Raw genomic sequence first — 16,967 nt, 5'->3', positions numbered from 1 at the left:
CAGACCCGCCGGGTCTGACCCCAGCTTTGCGCCGTTTGGTCGGAGTACCGTTAAAACAACACCGGCAGTTCTTGCGAGCGCTTCCTTAATGCCTGCTTGGCCCCATCGTAATCGGGATAAATCGATTCCACGGTGGCCCAGAAGCGGGGGCTGTGGTTCATTTCCAGCAGGTGCGACAGTTCGTGCGCCACGACGTAATCGATCAGCGGCAGGGCGAAGTGGATCAGGCGCCAGTTCAGGCGGATCTTGCGCTCGATGGTGCAGCTGCCCCAGCGCGTGCCGGCCGACGACAGCGACAGCGAATCGTAGCGCACGCCCAGCTTGTCCGCATACAGGTCCAGCCGTGCTTCGAACAGCTGGCGAGCCTCGTGCTGGAACCAGCCCTTCACTTTTTCCTTCAATTGCTGCTCGCTGCCCGTGGGCGTGACCCACACGTGCAGCTCATTGGTATCGCGCTGAAAGCTGGCGCGGTGGCGCGGCGCCTGGTGCAATCGCAAGGTGATCTCGCCACCGAGGTAGGGTAGCACGGCGCCATCGACCCATGCCACGGGCGGGCGCTGCTGGCGCTGTACCTTGCGCTCGCCCCGTTCCAGCAGTTTCGAGACGATCCAGCCTTGCTTGGCGCGGATGGCGTTGTCGATTTCGGCCAGGGTGACGCGCTTGGGCGCGGTGACGCGCAAACCGTTATCGTCGATCATGAAGCCGATGGAACGGCGCGTGGAGCGGCGCAGGGCGAATTCGACGAGGTGGCTGCCCAGCTGCAGCTGGCGCAGTGGCGGGCCATCGGCGGTGCGTGGCGGGGAAGGCAGGGGAGGCGGGGCAGGGCGAACGATGGGCGGCGCGGGCGCCACTACCGGTGGCACCACGGGCGGCGCTGGCGGTGCCGTGGGGCGCACCGCCGGGGGCGTGCTGGTCGAGACGTCATGCGCGAACAAATCCAGTTGTTGGTCGCCGACCTTGATGGTCTTCATCTGCTGGCGCAGTGTCGGCTCCTGGATGACCGCGCTGATGCCGTCTAGCCAGCGTTGTAGGCGTGAGGCGAAATGACGCGCATTTCTGATTCTATCCAATTTTCCACCTGTTGCATCATGCTGTCCGGGGTTTGCCCTTCCGGCGAAATCGGTTTGCCTATCGAGACGGTGATCAGTCCCGGGCGTTTGAGGAATGACTGCTTGGGCCAGCACTCGCCTGAATTATGCGCAATCGGCACCACCACGGCGCCCGTGGCGATGGCCAGACGCGTGCCGCCGCTCTTGTACTTGCCCGCCTGGCCCACGGGAATGCGGGTACCTTCAGGGAACATGATAATCCATTGGCCATCGGCCAGCCGGCGCTTGCCATGTGCGACCACGCTCTTGAACGCATGCTTGCCCTGCTTGCGGTCGATGGGGATCATGCGCAGCAGCGCCATGGCCCAGCCGAAGAAGGGGATGTACAGGATCTCCTTCTTGAACACATATACGAGCGGACGGGGCAGGCTGGGCAGCAAGAAGATGGTTTCCCATGCCGACTGGTGCTTCGACAGCACGATGGCCGGCGCGTCCGGGAAGTTCTCGGCGCCCTTGACTTCATAGCGGATGCCGCAAATGACCTTGGCGCACCACAGGATAAACACATTCCAGCGCGAGGTGACCCAATAGCGCTTGTTGTAGCTCAATGGCGCGGCAAAAAAGCACACGCAGGCCCAGACGATGGTGGCCACGATCATGATGATCATGAACAGCAGTGATCGCAGGAACAGGGAAATATTACGCAATGCGGTTCTCCGAAGATTAGATACTGAATGCCACGGTGGGCGCCGGTGTGGCGGGCGCCTTGAGCAGGTGGTTCACGACGGCGGCCAGGTCGGGGAAGACCTGAGTGCCGGGCGGCAGGCCACCCGTCTCGTTGGTTTTTTCGCCCTTGCCCGTCAAGACCAGGTAGGGCACGCAGCCGCTGATGAAGCCGGCCTGCAGGTCGCGCAGCGAATCGCCAACGGTGGGCACGCCTCGCAGGCTGGTGTTGTAACGCTGCGAGATTTCATGGAACATGCCCGGTTTCGGCTTGCGGCAGTCGCAATTGTCCGCGCCCGCATGCGGGCAAAAGAAGATGGCGTCGATATCGGCGCCCACCTGCTGCGCCAGGGTGTGCATCTTCTGGTGGATCGCGTTGAGCACCGTCATGTCGAAGTATTCGCGCGCGATGCCGGACTGGTTCGAGGCGACTACGACGCGATAGCCGGCCTGGTTCAGGCGGGCTATCGCTTCGAGCGAACCGGGGATGGGCAGCCATTCGGCCGGCGACTTGATGAAGTCCGGCGAGTCATGATTAATGACGCCGTCGCGGTCGAGAATAATCAGTTTCAGCGCCGGAGTGCCCATTATGCCGCCAGCTTGGAAATGTCGGCCACGCGGTTCATCATGCCGTGCAAGGACGACAGCAAGGCCAGGCGGTTGTTGCGCAGGGCGACATCCTCGGCCATCACCATCACGTCGTTGAAGAAGCCATCGACGTCATCGCGCAGCTGCGCCAGGGTTTGCAGGGTGCTGGTGAAGTCGCCCTTGGCAAAGGCCGCGTCGACTTCCGGCTGCACGCGCGAGACGGCGGCGGCCAGTTTTTTCTCCGCCTCGTCCTGCAGCAGCGCCACGTTGACGCCACCGGCGGCGACCTGGCTCACGGCTTCCTCGTTCTTTTTCAGGATGTTCGTGATGCGCTTGTTGGCCGCTGCCAGCGAGGCGCTTTCCGGCAGCGCGGCAAACGCCTGCACGGCTTCCAGGCGCTGCACGATGTCGTCCAGGCGGTCGGGATTCTGCGCCACGACGGCTTCGATTTCATTCGGCGAGAAACCGCGCTCGCGCAGGATGCCGCGCAGGCGGTCCAGCATGAAGGTGGTCACATCCGCGACGGGGTCCTTGAAGCCGGGCACCGACGCGAACTGCGCGGCGGCGTCCGCCAGCAAGCCCTGGATCGACAATGGCAGGCGTTTTTCCAGCAGCATGCGCAGCACGCCCAGGGCGTGGCGGCGCAGCGCAAACGGGTCCTTGTCGCCTGTCGGCGCCAGGCCGATGGCCCAGATGCCGACCAGGGTTTCGAGCTTGTCGGCCAGGGCCACGGCGGTGCCGGTGGCGGTGGACGGCAGGCTGTCGCCGGCAAAGCGCGGCTGGTAGTGTTCGGAGGCGGCCAGCGCCACTTCTTCCGGTTCGCCGTCATGGCGCGCGTAGTACGTGCCCATGATGCCTTGCAGTTCGGGGAATTCGCCCACCATGTCGGTCAGCAGATCGGCCTTGGCCAGCAGGGCGCCGCGTTCGGCCAGCGCCACGTCGTAGCCCAGCTTGGCGGCGATGGCGCCGGCCAGCGACTTGACGCGCTCTGTGCGGGCCGCTTGCGTGCCCAGCTTGTTGTGGTAGACGACGTTGGCCAGCAGCGGCAGACGCGATGCCAAGGTCTTCTTCTTGTCCTGCTCGAAGAAGAACTTGGCGTCGGACAGGCGCGGGCGCACGACGCGCTCGTTGCCGCCGATGATGTGCTCGGGCGTGTCCGTCTCGATGTTCGAGACGATCAAAAAGCGCGAGCGCAGCTTGCCTTCGCTGTCCGTCAGGGCGAAGTATTTCTGGTTCGTCTGCATCGTGAGGATCAGGCATTCCTGCGGCACGGCCAGGAATTCTTCCTCGAAGTGGCACTCATACACGACCGGCCATTCGACCAGGGCCGTGACTTCATCGAGCAGCGCTTCGGGCATCAGCACCTGGTCGGCGCCGGCCTTGTCCAGCAGCTGGGCGCGGATGCGCTCCTTGCGTTCCTCGTTGCTGGCGATGACGCTGGCGTTGAGAATCAGCGAGGGCGCATAGTTTTCCGCGTGCGCGATGGTGATCGGTTCGCCGTCGGTGAGGAAGCGGTGGCCCAGGGTGGTGCGGCCGGCCGTCAAGCCCAGCAGGGTCAATGGCAGGATATTGATGCCGTGCAGGGCGATCAGGCTGTGGGCCGGGCGCACGAACTGCACGGTGGTGCCGTCCGGACGCTGATAGCTCATCAGTTTTGGAATCGGCAGCTTGGCGGCCGATTCCGTCAATGCGGCCTGCGCCCCTGTGGCGAGCTGGCTGCCCGGCGCCGTGTAGGTGTAGAAGAAGCTTTCCGCCTTGCCGTCGGCGGCGCGTTCCAGCTCGGCCACCGTCAGATCGGGGAAGCCCAGCGCGGCCAGTTTCTTGGCCAGCGGCGGCGTGCCGTTGCCGTTCGCGTCCAGCGCTACGGAGACGGGCAGGACTTTTTCGCGGATCGATTTGTCGGGCGAGACTTCGCGCACGTTGGTGATGGAGACGGCCAGGCGGCGCGGCGAGGCGTAGCTGGTGGCGACGCTGTCGGCTTCCAGGAAGTCGCGCGTTTTCAGGCCGTTGACGATGCCGGCCGTGAAGGCGGCGCCCAGTTTGGCCAGCGCTTTCGGCGGCAGTTCTTCGGTCAGCAGTTCGATGAGCAGTGTTTGGTTCATGGTGTTCTTGTCAGGTACGGCGGTGTGGAGGCTCGAATTAGGCGGCGGCTTGGTCTGCGGCGGGCAGCATCGGGAAACCGAGGCGCTCGCGCGAGTCGTAGTACGCTTGCGCCACCAGGCGCGACAGGGTGCGCACGCGGCCGATGTAGGCGGCGCGTTCCGTCACCGAGATGGCGCCGCGCGCGTCGAGCATATTGAAGCTGTGCGAGGCCTTCATGATCTTCTCGTAGGCGGGCAGGGTCAGTTGCAGTTCGATTAGGCGCTTCGCTTCCGCTTCGTAGTTGCCGAACTGTTCGAACAGCAGGTCCGTGTTCGCGTGCTCGAAGTTGTAGGTCGATTGCTCCACCTCGTTCTGGTGGAAGACGTCGCCGTAGGTCAGTTTTTTCGTAATACCGTTTTCTTCCCACTCTGTCCACACCAGGTCATACACGTTTTCCACGCCCTGCAGATACATGGCCAGGCGTTCGATGCCGTAGGTGATCTCGCCCAGCACGGGCTTGCAATCGAGGCCGCCCACTTGCTGGAAGTAGGTAAATTGGGTCACTTCCATGCCGTTCAGCCAGACTTCCCAGCCCAGGCCCCAGGCGCCCAGGGTCGGGCTTTCCCAGTCGTCTTCGACGAAGCGCACGTCATTCTGCTTCAGGTCCAGGCCCAGCGCGGCCAGCGAACCCAGATACAGGTCGAGGATGTTTTCCGGCGCCGGCTTCAACACGACCTGGTACTGGTAGTAGTGCTGCATGCGGTTCGGGTTTTCGCCATAGCGGCCATCCTTCGGGCGGCGCGACGGCTGCACATACGCGGCGCGCCACGGTTCCGGACCGATCGCGCGCAGGAAGGTACCGGTGTGGAAGGTGCCGGCGCCGACTTCCATGTCGTATGGCTGGAGCAGGGCGCAACCTTGCTTGTCCCAATAGGTTTGCAAGGTCAGGATAATTTGTTGAAATGTGAGCATCGTATGAGTTCGCCGCGCGGGAGACTGCGCGCTGTTAAGGTTTGCTTGAAGCCCGCACGCCGCTAACAAGCGCGTCCGGGCCGGGGTTTTGCTAATTTTAGCGGTTTTTACGGGCCCACTGTGACTCTTCGGGCAATATCGGCCGCTTATTGCTGCGCGGCGCGGCCACGGCGGGCGGCGCGCGACAGCAGGAAGGCCGTCAGCAGGGCCAGCGCGGCCAGGGCCAGCACCAGTTTGTTGCCATACAGAATGTATGGCGTCATGCCGCCCATGCCCTGCACCTTGGCCGCCAGCGTGGCTTGCTGTTCCGGCGGCAGCAGGCTTTGCACCACGCCCTTGCCGTCGATGACGGCGGTGGCGCCCGTGTTCGTCGAGCGCAGCATGGGGCGGCCCGTTTCCAGGCTGCGCATCTGCGAAATCTGCAGATGCTGGGGGATGGCGATCGAGTCGCCGAACCAGGCCAGGTTCGAGATATTGAGCAGCACGGACGCCGATTGCTTGCCGTGGCGGTGGGCGCTGGCCAGCTGGCCGGCGATTTCTTCGCCAAACAAGTCTTCGTAGCAGATATTCGGCAGCACCAGCTGGTCGCGCACCTGCAGCGGCGCCTGCACCTCGGCGCCGCGGCCCATGTCGCCCAGCGGGATGGCCATCATGGCGACGAACCAGTGCAGGCCGGGCGGCACGAATTCGCCGAACGGCACCAGATGGTGCTTGCGGTACTGGTAGTAGGGACCGCCCGCGCCGTTGGGGGAAATCCCCAGGGCCGCATTGTAGAAGCGCTGCTGCTCGTCGAGCACGGGCATGCCGACCAAAATCGTGCTGCCCGTCTGCTGCGCATACGTCGCCAGGCTATCGAGATAGCCGGGCGGCAGCTGGTGCGGCAGCACGGTGACGGCCGTTTCCGGCGTGGCGATCAGGTCGGCCGGCGCGCTGGTGATGGCGCTCTGGTACATCTGCAGGGCGCCCAGCACGAAGCCGGGGTCGAATTTCTGCTGCTGCGGGACATTGCCCTGCAACAGGCGCACGGTGATGGGGCGCCCGACCGGGTGGGTCCAGTTCACGTATTGCAAGCCAACGCCGGCCGCGTACAGGGCGATGACGCCGCCCAGCGCGCTCCAGCGCGTGCGGTGCAAGGGGTGGATTAGCAGCAGCAGGGCGCCGGCGGACAGCGCCGCCAGCCAGCCCAGGCCGTACGATCCGACGATGGGGGCAAAGCCGCCCAGCGGGCTGGTATTGTGGGCATAGCCGGTGGCCAGCCACGGGAAACCCGTAAACAGCCAGCCGCGCGTCCATTCGAACAAGGTCCACGTGGCGGGCAGCACCAGCAAGGTCATGGCGGGCAGGGACAGCACCCAGCGCTGGCGCAGCCAGGCGGCCACGCCCATGGCCAGGGCCACGTAGATGGCCATCAAGAGGGCCAGCAAGGCCACGGCGATGGCGGCGATCGGCGCGGCCATGTCGCCATAGCGGTGCATCGAGATATACAGCCAGTGCGTGCCGGCCGCGCACCAGCCGAAGCCGTAGGCCCAGCCGATCAGTGCACCGGCCTTGACGTTTGCCGCGCGCAGCACCTGGTAGAACAGCACGCCCAGGCTGAGGATTTGCAGCGGCCAGTAGCCGAAAGGGGCGAACGCCAGCACGGCGACGGCGCCGGCGACGGCGGCAGTCAGCATGCGCGCCCAGGTGCTGCGGGGCGGTTTGGCGGGGGCGTTGGGGTCGGCGCGTCTGAAACGCATTTACAGCACGCGCATGTCAGAGTTCCAGTTCCGGCACATTGGGCAGGCGCTCGACGAGCAGCACGTGCACCTGGCGCGCATCGGCGCGCAGCACCTCGAAGCGCAAATTGCCCAAGTCGAAGATGTCGCCCTTGTGCGCCATGCGGCCCAGGTACTTCGAGACCAGGCCGCCGATGGTGTCGACGTCGTCGTCGACCAGGTGGCTGCCCACTTCTTCGTTGAACTGTTCGATCTCGGTCAGCGCCTTGACCCTCCAGCGGGGGCCGAACTGGCCTTCCTTGAGCGAGAGGATATTGTCCTCGGCTTCGTCGAAGTCGTATTCGTCCTCGATATCGCCGACGATCTGTTCCAGCACGTCTTCGATGGTGATCAGGCCGGCGACGCCGCTGTATTCATCGACGACGATGGCCATGTGATTGTGGTTGGCGCGGAAATCGCGCAGCAGCACATTCAGGCGTTTCGATTCGGGGATGAAGATGGCGGGGCGCAGCATGTCACGCACGTCGAAAGTTTCTTCTGCGTAATAACGCAGCAAGTCTTTCGCCAGCAGGATGCCGATGACCTTGTCGCGCTCGCCTTCGATCGCGGGGAAGCGCGAGTGGGCGGTGGACAGGACTTCCGGCATCCATTCCTCGATCGGCTTGCTGATGTCGATGACATCCATTTGCGAACGGGGAATCATGATGTCGCGCGCACAGAGATCCGACACCTGGAACACGCCTTCGATCATCGACAGGGCGTCGGCGTCGATCAGCTTGCGTTCATGCGCATCGTGTAGAACTTCGAGCAATTCTGCACGGTTCTCTGGCTCGGGGGAAATGAGTGCGGTCAGGCGTTCAAACAGTGACCGGTGGGGCTTGACGTCAGTTCTGACGCCACTAGGGTGCTCGGGCATAGGAGGCGTGAGCCGTTGTTGCGAAGGGATATAGGATACACCAAAAGTGGGGGAATACCGGATTTCCCCGCTTTTGATGCAAATTTAATACGTTGAAGTGCGCCGTTGCGCGATCTTTTACGCCGCTTCCGGGCCCAGCACGCGCGCGCGCAAGTGCGCCACGTCGGCCTGCCAGTCGGCAAAGTGTTCGCTGTCCTGCCACAGCTGGCGCAGTTCCGACGCTTCGGCCGTGATCTTGTCGAAGGCCAGGCGCGCCTTTTCCAGCAGCGGCGGCGTGACTTTCTTCTTGCAGGCGGCCACCCATTCGTCAACCTCGGCCGTGGCCGGGTCGTCCTCGCCCGGCTTGCCGAGCAGGCGTGCGATCACTTCCAGCGCGGCCAGCGCCTCGGCGGCGAACGGCGCTTCCAGTTCCGCTTCCGTGCTGTCGATGACGTTGTCGAGCGTCGTCTCGACCAGTTCCAGGGTTTTATATTCGTGCAAATCCTGCGCCCAATCCATGGCGTAGTCGTTGCCGAAGGCGTCAGTGGCCCAGGTGCCCATAGTATGTCCTTGTGTGCGCGCGTTGGCGCTATTTGTACGTAGGTCAGATTAGCGCAGCGTAATCTGACACTGTGGTGCTCCGGTTACGTTGACGGATGTTGTCGGCTTACGCCCTGCGGGCTAACCCGACCTACCCGACCTACCGACCGCCCCAATCTGCGCGGTTTATTTTGGGTCCGCGTACGGATCGGCAATGCCGAGTTTGGCCAGGATCTCCGTCTCCAGCCCTTCCATTTCGCTAGCTTCCTCGTCATCCATGTGGTCGTAGCCCTGCGCATGCAGCACGCCGTGCACGATCAGATGGGCCGTGTGTTCTTCCACGCTCTTCTTTTGCTCGGCCGCTTCCTTTTCCAGCACGTCCGTGCACAGGATGATGTCGGCGCGCGTCGGCTCGTCGTCGCTTAATTCTTCGCCTTCGTTGTAGGCGAAGGTCAGCACGTTGGTGGCGTAGTCCTTTTCGCGGTAGTCGCGGTTCAGGCTGCGGCCTTCTTCTGCGTCGACGAAGCGGATGGTGAATTCGGCCGGGGCGAACAGGGCCGCCTTGACCCAGCGGCGCACTTTCGGGCGCGTGATCAGGGTTTCCAGACGGGCATCCGGGTATTGCACGGACAAGGACAGTTTATTTTTTTCGGACATTTTTGGCGGCGGCTGGTTTCAATAAGGAGGGCAGGTGGGCGGCGTCGGCATTGGCCGCCTGCGCCGTTTCATAAGCGTCGACGATGCGCGCGACGAGCGGATGGCGTACCACGTCGGTGCTGTTAAATTGCGTGAAGCCGATGCCGCGCACGTCTTTCAATACGTGCACGGCGTCGATCAGGCCGCTTGTCTGGCTCTTGTGCAGGTCGACCTGCGTCACGTCGCCCGTCACCACGGCCTTGCTGCCGAAGCCGATGCGCGTCAAAAACATCTTCATCTGTTCGACGGTGGTGTTTTGCGCCTCGTCGAGGATGACAAACGCGTGGTTCAGGGTGCGCCCGCGCATGTAGGCCAGCGGGGCGATCTCGATCACCTGTTTTTCAAACAGCTTCTGCGTGCGGTCAAAGCCCAGCAAATCGTACAGCGCGTCGTACAGGGGGCGCAGGTAGGGGTCGACCTTTTGCGCCAGGTCGCCCGGCAAAAAGCCCAGGCGCTCGCCCGCTTCGACGGCGGGGCGCGTCAGGATGATGCGCTTGACGGCGTCGCGCTCGAGCGCGTCGACGGCGCAGGCGACGGCCAGGTAGGTCTTGCCCGTGCCGGCCGGACCCACGCCGAAGCTGATGTCGTGTTCGAGGATGTCGCGCAAATAGGCGATCTGGTGCGGCGTGCGTCCGCGCAGGTCGGAGCGCCGCGTTTTCAGCACGGGGCTGGCGATGTCCGGTTCCACAAAAGTGCTGGCAGGCGCGTTGGCGTGGTGTTCCGAGGCGGCGGACAGGCCCGCGCGCTGTTCCACCAGGGCCAGTTGCACTTCTTCCAGCGGCACGACCTTGTTGGCGATGGCGTAGAACTGTTCGAGGATTTCCACGGCGCGCTCGGCGTTGCTGCCGCCGACGATGAATTTCTCGCCGCGGCGGAAAATCGTCACGTCGAGGGCGGCGGAAATCTGGCGCAGGTTTTCATCGAGCGGTCCGCACAGATGCGCCAGGCGCGTGTTGTCGAGCGGCTCGGGGATGAAGTAATGCGGCTGTATCGGGGCTTTGGTTTTCAACTGGCTCTTTTCAATGCGGGGGCGCTGGCGACAAGTTCGCCGCGCAGGGTGTAGGAGTGGCTTTCGGTGATGCGCACGTCGACCAGCTGGCCGATCAATTGCAAACCGTCCGGGCCGGCGTCGAAATTGACCACGCGGTTGTTCTCGGTGCGGCCTTGCAGCTCGCTATCGTCTGTATCCTTTTTGGAGCGGCCTTCGACGACGATGGTTTGCACCGTGCCCACCATGGCCAGGCTGTATTTGCGCGTATTGGCGTCGATGGCCGCCTGCAGCTGCTGCAGCCGGGCCAGCTTGATCTCGTGCGGCGTGTCATCTTCCAGGCTGGCGGCCGGCGTGCCGGGGCGCTTGCTGAAGATGAAGCTGTAGCTGTTGTCGAAGCCCACGTCCGCGATCAGCTTCATCATGGCGTCGAAGTCGGCCTGCGTCTCGCCAGGAAAGCCCACGATGAAGTCGGACGAAATAGCCATGTTCGGGCGCACGGCGCGGATGCGGCGGATGATGGACTTGTATTCGAGGCCCGTGTAGCCGCGCTTCATGGCGCCGAGGATCTTGTCGGAACCGTGCTGCGCCGGCAGGTACAGATGGTCGACCAGCTGCGGGATCTTCGCGTAGGCGTCGATCAGGCGCTGCGTGAATTCCTTCGGGTGGCTGGTGACGAAGCGCATGCGTTCGATGCCGGGAATGTCGGCCACGTATTCGAGCAGCAGGGCGAAGTCGGCGATCTCGCCGCCTTCCATCGCGCCCCGGTAGGCATTCACGTTTTGCCCCAGCAGGGTGATTTCCTTGACGCCCTGGGCGGCCAGGCCCGCCACCTCCGTCAGCACGTCCTCGAAGCGGCGCGACACTTCCTCGCCGCGCGTGTAGGGCACGACGCAGTAGCTGCAATATTTGCTGCAGCCTTCCATGATGGAGACGAACGCCGAAGCGCCTTCCACCTTGGCCGGCGGCATGTGGTCGAACTTTTCGATTTCCGGGAAGCTGATGTCCACTTGCGCATCGCCGCTGGCGCGGCGCAGTTCGATCATCTGCGGCAGGCGGTGCAGGGTTTGCGGGCCAAACACCATGTCGACATACGGCGCGCGCTTGACGATGGCCTCGCCTTCCTGCGAGGCCACGCAGCCGCCCACGCCGATCAGGAGGTGCGGCTTGGCCAGTTTCAGCTCGCGCAGACGGCCCAGGTCGGAAAACACTTTTTCCTGCGCCTTTTCGCGCACGGAGCAGGTGTTGAGCAGGATGACGTCGGCGTCTTCCGGCGTGTCGGTGCGCACCAGGCCATCGGAGGCGCCCAGCACGTCGGCCATCTTGTCCGAGTCATACTCGTTCATCTGGCAGCCGAAGGTTTTAATGAATACTTTTTTCTGCATGGAGTCGGGCGCTTATCGGTAAATGTGGCGGCAAACAAGATGGGTGGGCAGGATGCTGCGGCGCAGGGGGCCGCTCAGGGTTGGGCGCGGTGGATGACCGGCCGGGCGCCTCTGGCTGCCCGGTGGCAGGCTCGCTGCAAGTTCAGGCCATAGTTTAGCGTAAATCGCCGGCACGGGCCATGTCGTGCTGATCTTGCCGGCACGGTTGCGGTGTGAACAAGGCGCCCGGAACGGCGATGCTGAAAAGCATTTATTGCTGTACGGCACCATTGATTTGTAACAAGTTGCTGCAAAGCCTTGTGTGCGCCCGCTGGCATCCTAATGTGTTGAAATAGCATCGTTGCCAAGCCAACCAGCAGATTGATTGATATTTAACAATCAGGAAGTTTGCGCGAGGCGCAGATGCTGCGTGTTTGGACTAGTATATTGTCTTATATGCAATTCATTTTGGTGGGTTGCAGTGCTTTTACTCACGCGGCAAGTTGCGTACGTTGGCCGGGCGTGGCTGTGCGAGTCCTGTGCGGGCAGTGCGATAAGGAAAAAGGCGGGGGAAGGCTGAATCAGTTGGAAGGACGTTTATTTAAACACTCTAAGCCAGCCTTAAGTTCGTATCGGCATTATTTTCTACATTCACCAGACGAGGAAAAATCATGGCACATCATGCATTAGCATCGCAAGAGAGTTACAACCCGAACCACCTGCTGGATATTCTGCTGAGCAAGATGCAGCTGAAGAATGATGCAGCCCTGTCGCGCCTGCTTGAAGTGGCGCCACCGGTCATCAGCAAGATCCGCCACCACCGCTTGCCGGTCGGCGCCTCGCTGCTGATCCGCATGCACGAAGTGACGGGCATGAGCATCCGCGACCTGCGCGACTTGATGGGCGACCGCCGCACCAAGTATCGTCTGTCCGACGCCCAGGGCCGTCCAAAAGCGGAAGACCGCGGTGATGCGCAAGAATCGAATTACGCGCACTGATGTGGCGGTTGCGCGCTGACTGTGCCGCTTGCGTACCTGCTGGCGGCAACAGGCTGGCGTGGACCGGGCAGCATGGACCGGGTAACATGGATGTATCGCAGTACCCATAACGGCTTTCGCTTCGCAGCGAGAGCCGTTTGCGTTTGCGGCCTTGTGAGGATATTGATCAGCTCAGCAGTGCCGAGGTGATTTCGTCGTAGCGCAGTTCCGTTTCGCGGAACAGCTGCAGATACGCGTCTTCGCCCAGGCCCAGCGCATCCCAGGCCACCGGCGAGACGCGCGGCACTATGTCGTCGCCTGCCTGCGCCAGGTCGAGCGCGCAGACAATCGCATGGGCCACGTGGATCAGCGACGCGAGAAAGCCTGCCCCCGGCGCTTCCGGCTGCAGGTAGTTGCCCAGCGCCAGGCGCATGGTGTCGGAAAAGTTCCAGTGTTCGGCCAGGGCCACGGCCGCCTGCACGTGGTCCACGCCCAGCACGGCCTGTTCCGCTTCGAGCAGGCTGCAATCGTGCGCGGCCTGGTGTGCGATGACTTGCGCGTAGTGCGCGGGAAAGCTGCTGACCAGCACCAGCCGTCCGATGTTGTGCAGCAAGCCGGCCGTGAATGCGTAATCCTGGTTGAAACGGATCTGCCGCGCCAGCACCTTGGCGCAGGCGGCCGTCGCCACCGAATGGCGCCAGAAGGCCTTGTCGTCGAAACCGGGGCAGCGGCCTTCCGGGAAGCAGCCCGTGATGGCGGCCGAGGTGATCAGGCTGCGCGTGGTCTGGAAGCCCAGGTAAGTGATCGCCTGCTGGATGGTGGTGGCCTTCACTTGCAGGCCATAGTGCGATGAGTTGGCCAGGCGCAGGGTTTTTGCCGTCAGCGCCTGGTCATACGACACTTTTTTTGCCAGCACGGAAATATCGACGTCTTCCTGGTCTATGCTGTTGAGCAGTTCCATGACGACGGCGGGCAGCGAAGGCAGGTCATCGAGGTGGGCGACGATATCGTCGAGCGTCAGCTGGGTGCTCATGCGGCCTCTCCCGTGCCCAGGCGGTAAGCCGTGACATAGTTGCGCAGCAAGGTGGTGGCCGCATCGAGGGGATCGTCCGGGTCATGCTTGCGGAACAGGTAGGCCAGCCGTTCGCTGTCGGCCGCCTGCTGCGCGGCGATTTCTTCCGGCGACGGGGGCGGCGCCTGGATCGGCAGCATGTCGATGTTGTGGCGGGGCATCAGAGCCAGCATGTTTTCCGTCAATACCGCGCCTTGCGGCAACAGCACTTGTCCATGCGCATCGAGCAAGACATCCGACAAGATCATGCCGGGACGAACTTGTTCCAGGGGTAGATGTTGATGCGTGACCGCCATGACGACTCCTTAGATGATTGCGGGATATTACCATTGCCATGACGCAATGTCTCAACCTGCATCAAAGTCTCTATCGAAACTGGGAATGCTGTAAATCTTGCCAATAAGCATGTCATACCGTACATTTGAATCAGGCCCTTGCATTGCTGACGTATCTGCGCCCGCGCCGCGGGCTGGCGGCTGGCCTGGCCCGGGGAGTGTTGATTGATGGTGAGTATCCAAGTCCGGCTGACCCTGCTTTTTGTCGTGATCGTCACCTTGGTGCTGGGCATTTCCGGCAGCTATACCCAATATACCTTGAGCAAGGAACTCGAATCGGGCAGCGCGCGCCTGCGCAGCGGCGTGCTCACGCGCTTGCAGACCAGCTTGCCGTCCGCCCTGTGGGACCTCGACAAATCCAAGGTCGACAGCATCGTGGCGGCCGAAATGCTGCCGCCGGAACTGGTCGGCATCCGCGTCTATGACGCCTCGGTCGGTTTGTTTGCCGGCGAGGTGCGCGACGCGGCCGGCACGCTGGTGCCGCTTGAGGCGGACGTGGCCATGGGTGGCACGCCCGTCGAGGCGCCGCTGGTGTTCCGCGACGCCGTGGCGGCGGCCTCGGGCGGCAAGCCGGTGATTGTCGGCAAGGTCATCGTCAATTTCAGCCGTGCGCAGATCGATGCGGCCTTGCGCAGCGAAGTGCGGCGCAAGGTACTGGAAGTGTTGCTGCTTGACATCATCCTCGTGGGCGCCTTGGCGCTGAGTCTGCGCATCGTCTTCGGGCCCCTGAAACAGTTGCGCGACGGCTTGTTCGACCTGGCCACGCGCGGCAGCGACGAGGTCGAAGAGCTGCCGGAAAACCGGCGCGACGAACTGGGCGATGTGATCCGCGGCTTCAATGCCGTGCAGCGCAAGCTCAAGTCCATCATCGAGGGCAGCCGCGAGGCGGAGGACATGGCGCGCCGTTCGCAGCAGGCAACGGCGCAGGCCATGGACGAGCTGCGCCGCGCGCAGGAATCGTTGCTGCAATCGGAACGCCTGGCCTCGCTGGGCAGCCTGGTGGCCGGCGTGGCGCATGAAATCAACACCCCGGTCGGCATCGCGCTGACCAGCGCTTCGGTGCTGAAGGAAGCCACCGATAACATCAGCGCGGCGGTGGCTGGCGGCAGCGTGAAGAAGACCGACATCGTGCGCTACCTGGAAACGGCCGGCGAAAGCGCGCGGCTGATCATGAACAATGCCTACCGGGCCGCACACCTGATCCACAGCTTCAAGCAGATCGCCGTCGACCAGGTCAGCGAGGCGCGCCGTTTGTTTGAATTGCGCGACTATATCGGCGAGGTGATCTCGAGCCTGCAGCCAACCCTGAAAAAGACGCGCATCAGCATCGATATCGATTGCCCGCCTGACATCATGCTCGACAGCTATCCGGGTGCGCTGGCGCAGGTGCTGACCAACCTGGTCTTGAACTGTGTCGAGCACGCCTTTGATGCGGACACGGCGGGCAATATCCATATCGGCGTGCGCCGCGACGGCGACGCGATCGCCATGCAGGTGCGCGACAACGGCCGCGGCATCGCGCCCGACATGCTCGACCGCGTGTTCGATCCGTTTGTCACCACGCGGCGCGGGCAGGGCGGCACGGGGCTAGGCTTGAATATCGTGTTCAACTTGATTGCCAAGCAGTTTGGCGGCACCATCACGGTCAGCAGCACCTTGGGGCAGGGCGCGACGTTCCTGCTGCGCCTGCCCACGGTGACGCCGTTGCCGGAAAGCACCAGCAGCCAGGCATAGTCAAGGAGATGACATGGCACAGATAGAAAACAGTCAGCAAGTGGCGCTTTTGCGCGGGATCAATGTGGGTCGCGCCAAGCGCGTGGCCATGGCCGACCTGCGCAAGCTGCTGGGCGACCTCGGTTTTGCGCAGGTGCGTACGGTACTCAACAGCGGCAACGTCGTGTATGACGGGGGAGCGGTGGCGCCGGCCGAGGCTGCTGCCCGCATCGAGGAAGCGCTGGTGCTGAAACTGGGCGTGGCGGCCAGGGTGACGGTGCTGTCGGCCAGCCAGTTTGCCGAACTGGTCGAACAAAACACCCTGGCGCCGGCGACCGATGCGGCACGCCTGCTGACCTTGGTGCTGAACAATCCGGCCGACGTGCAGCGCCTGACGCCGCTCTTGCAGCAGTCGTGGCAGCCCGAAGCGCTGGCGCTGGGCCGCTGGGCCGCGTATGCCTGGTGTCCCGATGGCGTGCTGGCCAGCAAGGTGGTGGCGGCGCTCGGTGTGCTGCTGGGCGACGGCGTCACCTCGCGCAACTGGGCCACCATGCAGAAATTGCATGCGCTGCTGAACGGAGCGGATGCGGCAGCCATATCCTCATTTACCAAGGAGCACTGATGCCTTCCATTTCAGGGACATTCGACGTCATCATCCGTCCGGAAGCCTTGTCTGACACGGCCGCGCAGTCGGGGCTGGGACGCTTGTCGCTAGCCAAGCGCTACCACGGCGCCCTCGACGCCAGCGCGCAGGGCGAGATGCTCAGCGCGCGTGCCAGCGTGACCGGTTCGGCAGGCTATGTGGCGCTGGAACGGGTGGAAGGCACTTTGGACGGGCGCCACGGCAGTTTTTATTTGCAGCACAGCGGCAGCATGACGCGCGGCGCGCCCGCCTTGTCTGTGACGGTGGTGCCCGATACGGGTACGGGCCAGTTGCAAGGACTCACCGGCAGCCTGGCCATCCGCATCGAGGAGGGCAAGCATTATTATGATTTTACGTATGATATTGTTGAGACGCCATGAACTGGGATATCGTCAAGGGCGTCTTGATCGTGCTCGTCGCCATCAGCGCGGTGGTGACGGCCTTCGTGCTCATTTCCGCCTCGGGCCCGGACAAGGCGGGCTGCATCGCGCGCGCCCTGAAGTCCGGCATTCCGGTGGGGAATATCGAACGGGTCTGCCGCCTGCTCGATAAATGAGGACGCCATCAAAAAACATTCCGCACCAGGCGGAATGTTTTGCAGCAGCGCACTTGCCA

Annotated in this window: 18 protein-coding genes; 5 read left to right on the top strand and 13 right to left on the bottom strand. The window is 63.2% G+C overall.

All coding sequences use genetic code 11. The features are described 5' to 3' along the window. Positions 1-50: 50 nt before the first annotated feature. The 11 genes from AC3RCG_RS24665 to miaB all read right to left on the bottom strand — a co-directional run bounded on the left by AC3RCG_RS24665 (position 51) and on the right by miaB (position 11,633). Positions 51-971, bottom strand: coding sequence for a M48 family metallopeptidase (locus AC3RCG_RS24665; protein WP_492402341.1), 921 nt, complete (start codon positions 969-971; stop codon positions 51-53). 44 nt (positions 972-1,015) lie between these two features. Then, positions 1,016-1,756 (bottom strand): lysophospholipid acyltransferase family protein, encoded by a 741-nt coding sequence (locus tag AC3RCG_RS24660; RefSeq protein WP_034746739.1) that lies wholly within the window; start codon positions 1,754-1,756, stop codon positions 1,016-1,018. Between the two features lie 16 nt (positions 1,757-1,772). After that, positions 1,773-2,360: a D-glycero-beta-D-manno-heptose 1,7-bisphosphate 7-phosphatase gene (gene gmhB / locus AC3RCG_RS24655; protein ID WP_121670435.1), complete on the bottom strand. Its 588-nt coding sequence runs from the start codon at positions 2,358-2,360 to the stop codon at positions 1,773-1,775. Beyond that, positions 2,360-4,462: a glycine--tRNA ligase subunit beta gene (gene glyS / locus AC3RCG_RS24650; protein WP_121670434.1), complete on the bottom strand. Its 2,103-nt coding sequence runs from the start codon at positions 4,460-4,462 to the stop codon at positions 2,360-2,362. Before glyS ends, gmhB begins: the two co-directional genes overlap by 1 nt. Positions 4,463-4,499: 37 nt before the next feature. After that, a complete protein-coding gene (glyQ, locus tag AC3RCG_RS24645) occupies positions 4,500-5,414 on the bottom strand; it encodes a glycine--tRNA ligase subunit alpha (RefSeq protein ID WP_070290459.1) in 915 nt (304 codons plus the stop codon). A gap of 146 nt (positions 5,415-5,560) precedes the next feature. Then, positions 5,561-7,150: an apolipoprotein N-acyltransferase gene (gene lnt / locus AC3RCG_RS24640; RefSeq protein ID WP_492402342.1), complete on the bottom strand. Its 1,590-nt coding sequence runs from the start codon at positions 7,148-7,150 to the stop codon at positions 5,561-5,563. Between the two features lie 16 nt (positions 7,151-7,166). Then, positions 7,167-8,045 (bottom strand): CorC family transporter, encoded by an 879-nt coding sequence (locus AC3RCG_RS24635; RefSeq protein WP_034746750.1) that lies wholly within the window; start codon positions 8,043-8,045, stop codon positions 7,167-7,169. A 117-nt stretch (positions 8,046-8,162) separates the two neighbouring features. After that, the gene (locus AC3RCG_RS24630) at positions 8,163-8,585 is read right to left on the bottom strand and encodes a DUF4259 domain-containing protein (protein WP_492402343.1); all 423 of its coding nucleotides are present in this window, start codon (positions 8,583-8,585) and stop codon (positions 8,163-8,165) included. A gap of 165 nt (positions 8,586-8,750) precedes the next feature. Further along, complete coding sequence (gene ybeY, locus AC3RCG_RS24625) at positions 8,751-9,221, bottom strand: rRNA maturation RNase YbeY (protein WP_070290452.1); 471 nt, start codon at positions 9,219-9,221, stop codon at positions 8,751-8,753. Continuing rightward, complete coding sequence (locus tag AC3RCG_RS24620; RefSeq protein ID WP_034746759.1) at positions 9,205-10,269, bottom strand: PhoH family protein; 1,065 nt, start codon at positions 10,267-10,269, stop codon at positions 9,205-9,207. Before AC3RCG_RS24620 ends, ybeY begins: the two co-directional genes overlap by 17 nt. Next, on the bottom strand, positions 10,266-11,633 hold the full coding sequence (miaB, locus tag AC3RCG_RS24615) for a tRNA (N6-isopentenyl adenosine(37)-C2)-methylthiotransferase MiaB (protein WP_492402344.1): 1,368 nt from the start codon (positions 11,631-11,633) through the stop codon (positions 10,266-10,268). The genes AC3RCG_RS24620 and miaB overlap by 4 nt, the downstream gene beginning before the upstream one ends. Before the next feature lie 650 nt (positions 11,634-12,283). Here miaB and AC3RCG_RS24610 point away from each other — a divergent pair. After that, positions 12,284-12,610, top strand: coding sequence for a hypothetical protein (locus AC3RCG_RS24610; RefSeq protein ID WP_034746769.1), 327 nt, complete (start codon positions 12,284-12,286; stop codon positions 12,608-12,610). A gap of 166 nt (positions 12,611-12,776) precedes the next feature. Here AC3RCG_RS24610 and AC3RCG_RS24605 read toward each other — a convergent pair whose 3' ends face one another. Then, entirely contained in the window at positions 12,777-13,622 is an 846-nt protein-coding gene (locus tag AC3RCG_RS24605) for an HDOD domain-containing protein (protein ID WP_492402345.1), read from the bottom strand. Further along, positions 13,619-13,957 (bottom strand): hypothetical protein, encoded by a 339-nt coding sequence (locus AC3RCG_RS24600; protein ID WP_070221004.1) that lies wholly within the window; start codon positions 13,955-13,957, stop codon positions 13,619-13,621. Before AC3RCG_RS24600 ends, AC3RCG_RS24605 begins: the two co-directional genes overlap by 4 nt. Before the next feature lie 207 nt (positions 13,958-14,164). On the opposite strand from AC3RCG_RS24600, the gene AC3RCG_RS24595 reads away from it, so the two are divergent. From AC3RCG_RS24595 to AC3RCG_RS24580, 4 genes are read left to right on the top strand one after another with little or no spacing between them, the layout of a single operon-like run. Continuing rightward, a complete protein-coding gene (locus AC3RCG_RS24595) occupies positions 14,165-15,730 on the top strand; it encodes a sensor histidine kinase (RefSeq protein ID WP_492402346.1) in 1,566 nt (521 codons plus the stop codon). Between the two features lie 13 nt (positions 15,731-15,743). After that, a complete protein-coding gene (locus tag AC3RCG_RS24590; RefSeq protein WP_070221000.1) occupies positions 15,744-16,331 on the top strand; it encodes a DUF1697 domain-containing protein in 588 nt (195 codons plus the stop codon). Next, positions 16,331-16,732, top strand: a complete 402-nt coding sequence (locus tag AC3RCG_RS24585) for a DUF3224 domain-containing protein (protein ID WP_070310205.1) — start codon at positions 16,331-16,333, stop codon at positions 16,730-16,732. Before AC3RCG_RS24590 ends, AC3RCG_RS24585 begins: the two co-directional genes overlap by 1 nt. Next, positions 16,729-16,908, top strand: coding sequence for a hypothetical protein (locus AC3RCG_RS24580; protein WP_070220996.1), 180 nt, complete (start codon positions 16,729-16,731; stop codon positions 16,906-16,908). Before AC3RCG_RS24585 ends, AC3RCG_RS24580 begins: the two co-directional genes overlap by 4 nt. The last annotated feature ends 59 nt before the right edge of the window (positions 16,909-16,967 follow it).

It is taken from the genome of Janthinobacterium sp. GW823-FHT01H08 (assembly GCF_058797855.1).
This window is presented reverse-complemented; position numbering and strand designations above follow the sequence as displayed.

Coding starts and splice junctions, on each gene's coding strand:
- gmhB (WP_121670435.1), bottom strand. CDS start 2,360: ATGGGCACTCCGGCGCTGAAACTGATTATTCTCGACCGCGACGGCGTC.
- AC3RCG_RS24605 (WP_492402345.1), bottom strand. CDS start 13,622: ATGAGCACCCAGCTGACGCTCGACGATATCGTCGCCCACCTCGATGAC.
- AC3RCG_RS24665 (WP_492402341.1), bottom strand. CDS start 971: ATGAAGACCATCAAGGTCGGCGACCAACAACTGGATTTGTTCGCGCAT.
- lnt (WP_492402342.1), bottom strand. CDS start 7,150: ATGCGTTTCAGACGCGCCGACCCCAACGCCCCCGCCAAACCGCCCCGC.
- AC3RCG_RS24585 (WP_070310205.1), top strand. CDS start 16,331: ATGCCTTCCATTTCAGGGACATTCGACGTCATCATCCGTCCGGAAGCC.
- AC3RCG_RS24580 (WP_070220996.1), top strand. CDS start 16,729: ATGAACTGGGATATCGTCAAGGGCGTCTTGATCGTGCTCGTCGCCATC.
- AC3RCG_RS24600 (WP_070221004.1), bottom strand. CDS start 13,957: ATGGCGGTCACGCATCAACATCTACCCCTGGAACAAGTTCGTCCCGGC.
- AC3RCG_RS24635 (WP_034746750.1), bottom strand. CDS start 8,045: ATGCCCGAGCACCCTAGTGGCGTCAGAACTGACGTCAAGCCCCACCGG.
- AC3RCG_RS24630 (WP_492402343.1), bottom strand. CDS start 8,585: ATGGGCACCTGGGCCACTGACGCCTTCGGCAACGACTACGCCATGGAT.
- AC3RCG_RS24590 (WP_070221000.1), top strand. CDS start 15,744: ATGGCACAGATAGAAAACAGTCAGCAAGTGGCGCTTTTGCGCGGGATC.
- AC3RCG_RS24595 (WP_492402346.1), top strand. CDS start 14,165: ATGGTGAGTATCCAAGTCCGGCTGACCCTGCTTTTTGTCGTGATCGTC.
- AC3RCG_RS24610 (WP_034746769.1), top strand. CDS start 12,284: ATGGCACATCATGCATTAGCATCGCAAGAGAGTTACAACCCGAACCAC.
- glyS (WP_121670434.1), bottom strand. CDS start 4,462: ATGAACCAAACACTGCTCATCGAACTGCTGACCGAAGAACTGCCGCCG.
- miaB (WP_492402344.1), bottom strand. CDS start 11,633: ATGCAGAAAAAAGTATTCATTAAAACCTTCGGCTGCCAGATGAACGAG.
- ybeY (WP_070290452.1), bottom strand. CDS start 9,221: ATGTCCGAAAAAAATAAACTGTCCTTGTCCGTGCAATACCCGGATGCC.
- glyQ (WP_070290459.1), bottom strand. CDS start 5,414: ATGCTCACATTTCAACAAATTATCCTGACCTTGCAAACCTATTGGGAC.